Below are 8357 nucleotides of genomic sequence, written 5' to 3' on the forward strand. Positions count from 1 at the left end.
CTAGCAAGGACGCCTTTGAGCTTACAAAAAGAGTGGATTAAGCAAGTGTCATCGCTGCCAACACACGATAACAGGTGCATGTCGCGTTCCATGCTCTCGATGACGTCTCCAACCGAGATGTCCTTCGGGTCGAGTGCAAGTTCAATACCACCGCCGACGCCACGAGTGCTGTGCAGGTAGCCTGCACGTGCGAGTAGATTGACGACCTTCGCGACGTGGTTGGTGGAAATTCCAAAAACGTTGGCGATGTCCGCCACGTTCGACCGTTGGCTGCGCGTTGCTAAAAACATCAATGCGCGAAGAGCATAGTCGGTTTGCGTTGTTAGCTTCATTGGAATTGTTATCAGGCCACTCTTTGGGTCGGCCTTCTAGGGATAAGCCGGTGGAGCAATTGCGCGGCTATTATTGCTCTCAATAAACATGTATAATGCATGCAGCTTTAGTCAGGGGTTAGCCCTGATCAGCCTGCTCGTCAATTGCTGCAGCAACAGCCCGCTGTAGCTGCTGGAGCACCTCCGTGGGGCTGCGCCCTTGACAGACACAGACATACCGCAACGACTTACCCCCACAACTAGTATCGATGCCTAATGCATCAAATACTTGAGTTGTCTTGGGGTATTCAATGATCCAGTCCGGGATGCTGGTGTCTAGATCGCAGTTCATTTCGTCAAGTATAACAAGTCCCAATGAGTTGTCGCGTGCTCGAAACACCGATTTGCGAACTGTTCGAATGCCGATACCCCATTCTGCAGGCAGGAATGGGCGGAGTCGCGCGTGCTCGCCTTGCTGCGGCGGTATCAAACGCTGGGGCACTCGGCTGTCTCGGAATGGTCCGGGAGTCGCCCGAGTTTATCCGTGAACAGGTCCACAAAGTTCGATCTCTAACGGAGCGGCCGTTTGGCGTGAACCTCATACCTTCGGCAACAGACCCTGTGCAATTTCATGCGGAGCTTGACGAATGCATTCGGTTACGCGTTCCTGTAATGTCTTTCTTTTGGAGCGTCGCGACCGATGCGATCAAGAAGGCAAAGGATGCAGGCTGTATTGTCATTTACCAAGTCGGTAACGCGGAAGACGCTGTGTTGGCGGAAGAGGCAGGAGCGGATGTGATCGTCGCTCAGGGATTCGAAGCGGGAGGACACGTCCACGGTACTGTTGGTTCCCTTGTGCTCATTCAGGACGTTTGTGATGCCGTGTCGGTTCCAGTAGTGGCTTCCGGTGGATTTTCAAGTGGGCGTAGTCTTGTCGCCGCCATCGCTCTGGGCGCGCAAGGGATTCAAGTTGGGACAGCATTCGTAGCGACTGAGGAGTCCTTTGCGCACCTGATGCATAAGCAACGAATTGTCGATTCACAGGCAAGCGATACGCTGTACACAGACGCATTCGCCATCAACTGGCCACCTGGTTCGCCAGTTCGTGTATTAAGAAGTGAAGAGACGGTAGAACTTGAATCTCAGCCCCTCGGGCACTTGCCAGATGAAGCTGCACGGCAGCAGGTCGCTGAAGAAGGTGGAAGGCCAATCTACTTAATGAGCACTGATTCACCGCTTCAATCCATGACGGGTGATTTGCATCGGTTGGCCATGTACGCTGGACAAGTCACCGGACAGATAAAGCAGGTCGCCTCGGCTGCATCTGTCGTCCAGCGCATGGTCGACGAAGCTCGGCAGGTACTTTCCAACCTAAGGATTCAATAATGAAATATGTCACGCTGGTTCTATGTGTATGCGTTCTTGCTTCGTCGTTCCGTGGGGTTGGTGCTGACGACAAACTCCCAGACACCACGAATTCGTCAATTCCAGCACCGTGCAACGTGGAGGAAGCGCGTGCACGCGCCATGTTGTTGCACGAGTCGATGCGTGGTGTTTTACAAGTCGTCCACCGAGACTTTTTTGATGAAGATGATGCCGGAGCAATCCCGTCAGCCTCGCTTGAGGATGTGTTTGAGGAACTGTCAAAAAGCTACGGTGTGAAACTTAAGTGGTTGATCGTCGAAACTGACGTTGTCAACATCGACCATCAAGCAGAAGACGAATTTGAAAAAGCGGCAGTCAGTGCACTGAAAGCAGGCAAGTCGAATTACGAATCGGTTGAGGGCTCAAAATATCGATTTGCGGGCCCGATTCGATTGGCGTCTCAATGCTTAAAGTGTCACGTCAAGAATCGAACGAGTACGGAAAGCCGCACCGCCGGACTGTTGATTTCAATGCCCGTATCAATTTCCGCCCGGTAACTCGCCGGGTTTTGACTTCGGCGATCTTCATTCATAAGCAGGAAGCATCGAAGAAATGAACTAGGCCGTCGAGAATCGCTTAAGTGTGCGCTCTGCGTGTCCGATAATCTACAATTGGTAATATTTACTACAGACGACGGGTGAGCGATGAGCGGGCTTGTGCGATACGAAACAATGGATCGGATGCAAATGGGCTCCGAGGCCTACACTATCCTATTTCAACTTGCCAAGTTCTATATCGTTGAAATCGAAGCTCCCTGTAACTCCATTAGCGATTGGTACGTGCAAATTCGGCGGCCCAATGCACCCGTTGTTGCTGGCTACTACGGAATATCTCTGTACGAAGCCGCTGGTTTGGTTGCAGCGTCAATTCGACGATCCGCTGCTGCATGAACCGGTTGGTAGTCTATTGGATCAGCCGATGAACAGAAAGCTTTTGGTGAAGCTGGCAATGATCAACGCAACTTCAACTGCGAAGTAACTGGAGCACGAAAGAGCGTGTGGTCGAATGATGTTCGGAGCGCTTGCTTAAGCAAGAATTCCATCGCGTTCGGGCTGAATAACAAGCTCTTCGATTTTGAAATTGATTTCTCCGCTGGGTACTTGCCATTCAATACGGTCGCCCACTCGATAGCCGAGGATGGCAGTACCGATGGGAGCCAATACGGAGAGTTTGCCGTTTGCTATGTCTGCATCTTCCGGGTAGACAAGCGTGTAGGTTTCGACTTCTTTGTTGCGCATCTGCCGCAACCGAACCGTTGAGTTCATGGTCACCACGTTGGGCGGAACGTCTTCCGGGCTGACGAGCTTCGCGATGTCAAGTTCGCCGCGTAGCGACTGAAGGTACGGCTTGTCACTGAAGGCGGTCGCGAATTCGCTTGCGAATAGATTCTCCAGTCGCAAGTGGTCTTTGTGCGTGATGATGATTTGGCGTCGGTTGGCCATGTCGCTTTCCAATGAGTGTTGTAATAGAAGTAGTCTGTTGCGAAGCTTAGGTAGCGCAAGCCGCCAAGGCTTTCGACTGCCTGTTGGTGTCCGATTGTGTTGCGTGTTCAGACGTGCCAAAACTCTTGGCAAGTTTCGCTGTGGCAGGGGCGGACGTGGTAACCGCGAGTTTCTTGTCACGATGACAGCCTGTTCCTTGCGGGTTAGGCGTACAGTCGTCCGTCATCGGCTCAGAACCGCTGATCGAAAGGTCTAGCAACGATTCGCCGACGCGAAGCACAAGAGTGATTCGACCTGCGGCAGGGTGCATCTCGCGAAACCGCTGTGCCTCAAGGATCGCTAGTTGCACGCCGTAGTAGTTGAGCGATCTGCCTTCACAAACGATGTGACCATCAGTCGACTCGTCGAGCGAAAGATCGCGAATCAGGCGATGTGTGCCGCGACTTATGCAGCCGAGGAATCGATTAAGAAGTTGATTTCGCTGGCTCCATCGATCAGTGGTCATCGTGTCCATCCCTGTGAAAAGTTCCCGTGGGCTAGGCGTTGTGCGTCGGACGAGTTGAAAGTCGATTTGTAAGTGATGGTAGTGGAATTACAGCCATTGAAGTGCGATCGCCAGCACGAGAACGAGCAGGACAACGAGCATTCCGGTCATTTGTTCGCGCGGACTCATCGACTCGTAGCTACGACGATTCGTGTTGCTTCCGTTTCGTTTGAAATCAGATGGGATCGTTGACATGGTTGACTACTCCAAACTACGAGGTGGAAATGACGTCCGTGCCTACTATCGCCGGAGAGGATGCAACGACCATGCCATTGCTCAAATCACGCATTTTCGTAACATTTTGTTTCTGTGAGCCGTCGCCGGGCGATGCCGCCGTCAACCGTGGGTGTCGCTGAGTGCACCGATAACCAAGTCTTAGCTTAATGAGTAAACCGAAACGTATTCTGATCGCGGACGATGAGCCGCTTTACCGCGACACAACAGCGGAACTTCTGCGCGAAGAAGGGTACGAATGCATCTGCGTCGAGGATGCGGGCGACGCAATCGAGGTTCTCCGTGAGCATTCCTTCGACTTGATCCTGTCCGACCTGAACATGCCTGGCAACCTGAAAATGGAGTTGCTCAAAGAAGGACGGACGAAGTATTCGCACATCCCGATGATCGTGATCACTGGAGTTCCCTCGATCCCATCTGCGATCGAAAGTGTGCGTCTCGGCATCGCCGACTATTTGCTCAAACCGGTGAAGTTTGAAGAGCTTATTGTCGCGGTTGAGCGAGCGATTGCTGGTTCTGGTAGTGGACGAGGCGACGAGTCCTCCTCCAACGACGGTTTCGCAGATTCTGCACAAAACACCCTCCCGCTTGCGGGAGGGTCGGACGCGGTAGCGGCCGGGGAGGGAACAGCGCGATCAAGCACTTTGGACGCCCTTCCCGCTCGTTCCTCACGACACTTCCGGAGGGAGGATGAATCGAGTATTGCGGGCGCAGCCAGCGACATCATCGGCACCAGCCCCAAGATGCTAGAGGTGATGGTGATCGTAGACCGGGTGGCTCCGAGCAACACGAGTGTCCTCATTACGGGCGAAAGCGGAACCGGGAAGGAAGTCATCGCTCGGGCGATCCACAACCGCAGTTCTCGCGCCGAGAATCGTCTACAAATCATCGACTGCACCGCGATCCCAGAGTCACTGTTCGAGTCCGCTTTGTTCGGCCACGTCAAAGGGGCGTTCACCGGGGCGGTTAAAGATCAGGCTGGTCAACTAAAGGCGGCTGACGGCGGAACGGCATTCTTCGACGAGCTTGGAGAGCTTCCGTTGACGTCGCAATCCAAGTTGCTGCGAGTCATTCAAGAACAAACCTTTACACCCGTCGGCGAAGACAAGCCCATTCAAGTCGACACCCGATTCATCTGTGCTACTAACCGTGACTTGCAAGCCGAAGTCCATGCCGGTCGTTTTCGACAGGACCTGTTTTATCGACTCGCCGTGATTCATATTGAACTACCGCCCTTGCGGCAGCGGGGCGACGATATCGTTTTACTGGCCGAGCATTTCTTGCAACAGCTTCGTTCAAACGAGTCGTTGGTCGGCGGGTTTTCCGAGGGCGCGATCCAGTGCATCAAGCGGTATCGTTGGCCGGGTAACATTCGCGAACTCCGCAACGTGGTGGAACGTTCGATCACTCTTGCCCGTGGCGAGCAGATCGAAGTGGACGATCTTCCTGCTGCGGTTGGCAATCCGTCACAATCACAGAACGAGGGCGACCAAGGATTCGACTTGGCGGAAGTTTCACGAGACGAGGCACTGGATACGGCGGACCACGCCTACTTGACACGTCTTCTTGAAAAGCATCATGGCGTGATCGCCAGCGCCGCACGGCAAGCGGGTTTATCGCGACAAGGAATGAACAAGCTACTCAAGCGTCATGGAATCGACGCGGACGAGTATCGGAAATGATTGACGTAAAGCAGACGAGACAACAAAAATCATTCAGATGAGCCTGCCGCATCTTCCGTCGTGACCCCCCTTGGGAAGCGGACAATGAATTCCGTTTCGATGCCAGGTTCGCTGTTCACTTCGATTGTTCCCTGCATCGCTTCGACGATCCTGAGCGACACGGACAGGCCAAGCCCCATACCCTGTCCGATCGTTTCCGTCTTCGTGCTGAAGAATGGGTCGAATACGTTCTTGATGACCGAAGCAGAAATTCCGTGGCCATGGTCGGTGACTTTGATCGTCAATTGATGCGTTTCATTGAGTACCGAAACAACGACGTTTTGCTCGGATGATGAAGCCTGGATGGCATTGCGAACCAAGTTGAGCAAGACTTGCTTGAGTTCTCCGGCGCGAAGGCACACTTCGTCCCCAGCGAGTGATCCGGCTTGCTCAAGTCGCTCAACGTTAAGCAATACGCTAACCCTTGATTTCTGTGAAAGCGGCTGCGTGAGCGTTATGACCTCGTCGACCAAACGCGTCACCGAGAACTGCGTTACATTTTGGCCGCTTGGCCGATAGAGCTGGTACATCTGGTGCGTGATACCGCTAATCCGTTCGATCTCTCGGTCGATGAGTTCCAACTTGTCGTAGTGTTTGCCATTCTTTGGAAAATGGCGCCGTATCAGTGTGAAGGCGTTGCGAATCCCGGCCAGCGGGTTGTTGATCTCATGGGCAACGCCGGCGGCAAGTTCTCCAATTGCGGCAAGTTTCTCCATTTTCAATCGATGCTTCTCAAGCTCCGCGATTCTCGCCGTCCGTTCCTGAACAAGCTGTTCGAGGTGCTCGTTCTGCAACCGCAACTGCTCCCTCATTTTGTGTTTCTCGGAGATATCGCGGACACTCGCCCGATACCCCAACGAGCGTCCGGTCGCATCGTGAAGCGGTTGCCATGAAATGGCCATCCACGCTTCGGAGCCATCGCGATGCTGAACGCGAAACTCGATGTTGTTTTCCGAACTTCCGCTGGCAGCGTCTCGTAGATGCTCCGACATTCGCGAACGATCTTCTTTCGCGATCACTGCACACGGATAGTCGTCCATCGCCAAACATTCAGCGGGAGTGAAGCCCGTGAATCGTTCAACGGCCTCGTTTACCCACAGCAATTCACCGTTGCTAGACATCCAGCTCTCCCAGTCGACGGTCCCTTCCGCAATGGCGCGAAAATACTCCGGTGCAATCTCCTGGCCCGGAAAGGGTGTTTTTGATGTAGGTGGATTCAGGCTCATGCTTTTATTCGAATTCTCCACGTGGTGTGCAGTCTGTAAACGTCAACCGGGGTTGTCGTGCCGGATACTCGAGGAGACGCAATCGTTGAATTCTACAGGGAAAACGCCGCGTAAACGGTGTAACTGAGTAACGGCTCAGTGTGTGCATTTGTGACAAAGCACCAAAACCCATTCTACCGGAGTCACAGGCTGAGTCACGATTAACGGATGAATTTGATCAGCTTGTCCTCTCCGAAGGAACCCATTCGTGGAGCTGAGACCAATGATTCCTGCACTCATAGCAAACCCTCTGTCAAAAGCTCATGTTCGGGAGAAACCGTACGCAATTCCGCGGCCAAAGCCAGAAGAAGACACTCCAGCAAATGAATACCTACTGATCGAGGAGCGTGTTCGCACCGCGACATCGCCTACGCTCAACTCGGAGGAAAGTGATTACAATGAAGACAGCTACATTTTTCGATTGCTCATTTTGATGCTTGTCGCACTAGTTTTGCCTGGCCTGCTTGGAATGGTGTACCTGATTCTCAATCCCGATGCGTTCATGTACGACATCACACCAAATCGCGACTTCTCTTCGTGGTATCCTTAAAAAGCATTGTGATCCGGGAAGAATTCGCTCCGTCGATAGGATTGCTATCATTTCTGGTGCTTTTAATTGGGCGTTGGTGACGTGCGGAATTCCAGCCGATCGCGTTAGAGAATCGCTTTCACGAAATCCTAGTCTATTCACGGAGCGGCCACGATCGCTATTCGCACCAATCGCCATATCCAACCTTTGGTCATGTCCCAAGATGTCTTCATCGCACTGATCTTATCACCTTAGGAGCCGGTACTCGGCTGCACGATAGTCAGCAGCAACGCCGAATCATCCATCCCTCTCACGGAATGAGGTTCGCCGGGAGGCAAATAAAGCAACCGCCCGGCTTGTAGTTCTCGGTCTTCACCAAGAGCTGTAAAGCTGACTCGTCCCTCAATACATTGGACAATGATCTGGCCAGGCACTCGGTGTGTTGATATTTCTTTTCCTGCTGGCAAGACCAAGCGGATTATTTCAATAGCGTCGGTCTTCGCCAGCGTGCGGGTTCGCTCGCCTTTCAATTGGTTTCCCAACGAAGAGATGTCAAAGACTTCACCCGGATTCGCATGTTTGATTGCCATCATTCAGTCTCCTTCTTAAATTAGGATAGGCCGAGGAGCGAACGCTACGCATCAATTCCCTCCATCAGGGGACAGTCGTCAATCGAATCGGTAGCCTGGCAGGTCGCGATAAGCTTTTTAAGCGAGCGCTTCATCTTCTGCAGTGAGCGGATCTTGGATTCGATATCTTCAACTTTCCGTTCCGCCCGCTGGCGGACGTGTTCGCAACGTGTCTTGGTGTCGTACCCCAGTCCGACCAGCTCCTTGATCTCGGCGAGTGTGAACCCGAGTGCCTTGGCTCTGCGGATAAACCGTAG

General features: G+C 53.0%; 11 protein-coding genes and 1 pseudogene. 4 read left to right on the forward strand and 8 right to left on the reverse strand.

Annotation, left to right across the window (positions count from 1 at the left end):
- A partial coding sequence (locus tag FYK55_RS28440) for an RrF2 family transcriptional regulator (RefSeq protein WP_150080007.1) occupies positions 1 to 332 on the reverse strand: 332 nt, incomplete at its 3' end.
- 366 nt (positions 333 to 698) lie between these two features.
- On the opposite strand from FYK55_RS28440, the gene FYK55_RS28450 reads away from it, so the two are divergent.
- Both FYK55_RS28450 and FYK55_RS28455 read left to right on the forward strand, forming a co-directional pair.
- Positions 699 to 1697 (forward strand): NAD(P)H-dependent flavin oxidoreductase, encoded by a 999-nt coding sequence (locus FYK55_RS28450; RefSeq protein WP_201743835.1) that lies wholly within the window; start codon positions 699 to 701, stop codon positions 1695 to 1697.
- Positions 1697 to 2233, forward strand: a complete 537-nt coding sequence (locus FYK55_RS28455) for a c-type heme family protein (protein WP_150080010.1) — start codon at positions 1697 to 1699, stop codon at positions 2231 to 2233. Before FYK55_RS28450 ends, FYK55_RS28455 begins: the two co-directional genes overlap by 1 nt.
- Positions 2234 to 2761: 528 nt before the next feature.
- Here FYK55_RS28455 and rnk read toward each other — a convergent pair.
- From rnk to FYK55_RS29345, 3 genes are all read right to left on the reverse strand, one after another.
- Positions 2762 to 3178 (reverse strand): nucleoside diphosphate kinase regulator, encoded by a 417-nt coding sequence (gene rnk, locus FYK55_RS28460; protein WP_150080011.1) that lies wholly within the window; start codon positions 3176 to 3178, stop codon positions 2762 to 2764.
- Between the two features lie 46 nt (positions 3179 to 3224).
- A complete protein-coding gene (locus FYK55_RS28465; RefSeq protein ID WP_150080012.1) occupies positions 3225 to 3683 on the reverse strand; it encodes a hypothetical protein in 459 nt (152 codons plus the stop codon).
- A gap of 87 nt (positions 3684 to 3770) precedes the next feature.
- Positions 3771 to 3917 (reverse strand): hypothetical protein, encoded by a 147-nt coding sequence (locus FYK55_RS29345; RefSeq protein ID WP_161604825.1) that lies wholly within the window; start codon positions 3915 to 3917, stop codon positions 3771 to 3773.
- Positions 3918 to 4105: 188 nt separating this feature from the next.
- On the opposite strand from FYK55_RS29345, the gene FYK55_RS29900 reads away from it, so the two are divergent.
- Positions 4106 to 5638, forward strand: a complete 1533-nt coding sequence (locus FYK55_RS29900; protein ID WP_235909039.1) for a sigma-54-dependent transcriptional regulator — start codon at positions 4106 to 4108, stop codon at positions 5636 to 5638.
- A gap of 29 nt (positions 5639 to 5667) precedes the next feature.
- Here FYK55_RS29900 and FYK55_RS28480 read toward each other — a convergent pair whose 3' ends face one another.
- Together FYK55_RS28480 and FYK55_RS30030 are read right to left on the reverse strand one after the other, a co-directional pair.
- On the reverse strand, positions 5668 to 6471 hold the full coding sequence (locus FYK55_RS28480) for a sensor histidine kinase (protein ID WP_235909041.1): 804 nt from the start codon (positions 6469 to 6471) through the stop codon (positions 5668 to 5670).
- A gap of 15 nt (positions 6472 to 6486) precedes the next feature.
- Positions 6487 to 6903, reverse strand: a pseudogene (locus tag FYK55_RS30030) (PAS domain-containing protein); the annotation flags it as partial.
- Between the two features lie 262 nt (positions 6904 to 7165).
- Between FYK55_RS30030 and FYK55_RS28485 the strand changes: the two are divergent.
- Positions 7166 to 7492 carry a hypothetical protein gene (locus tag FYK55_RS28485; RefSeq protein WP_150080014.1) on the forward strand — a complete coding sequence of 109 codons (327 nt, stop codon included), beginning with the start codon at positions 7166 to 7168 and terminating at the stop codon, positions 7490 to 7492.
- Positions 7493 to 7722: 230 nt separating this feature from the next.
- On the opposite strand, the gene FYK55_RS28490 is transcribed toward FYK55_RS28485, so the two are convergent.
- Positions 7723 to 8064: a cupin domain-containing protein gene (locus tag FYK55_RS28490; protein ID WP_235909040.1), complete on the reverse strand. Its 342-nt coding sequence runs from the start codon at positions 8062 to 8064 to the stop codon at positions 7723 to 7725.
- A gap of 41 nt (positions 8065 to 8105) precedes the next feature.
- The coding region (locus FYK55_RS28495; protein ID WP_150080016.1) for a MerR family DNA-binding protein at positions 8106 to 8357 on the reverse strand (252 nt) is incomplete at its 5' end.

It is taken from the genome of Roseiconus nitratireducens (assembly GCF_008629675.1).
GTDB lineage: Bacteria > Planctomycetota > Planctomycetia > Pirellulales > Pirellulaceae > Stieleria > Stieleria nitratireducens.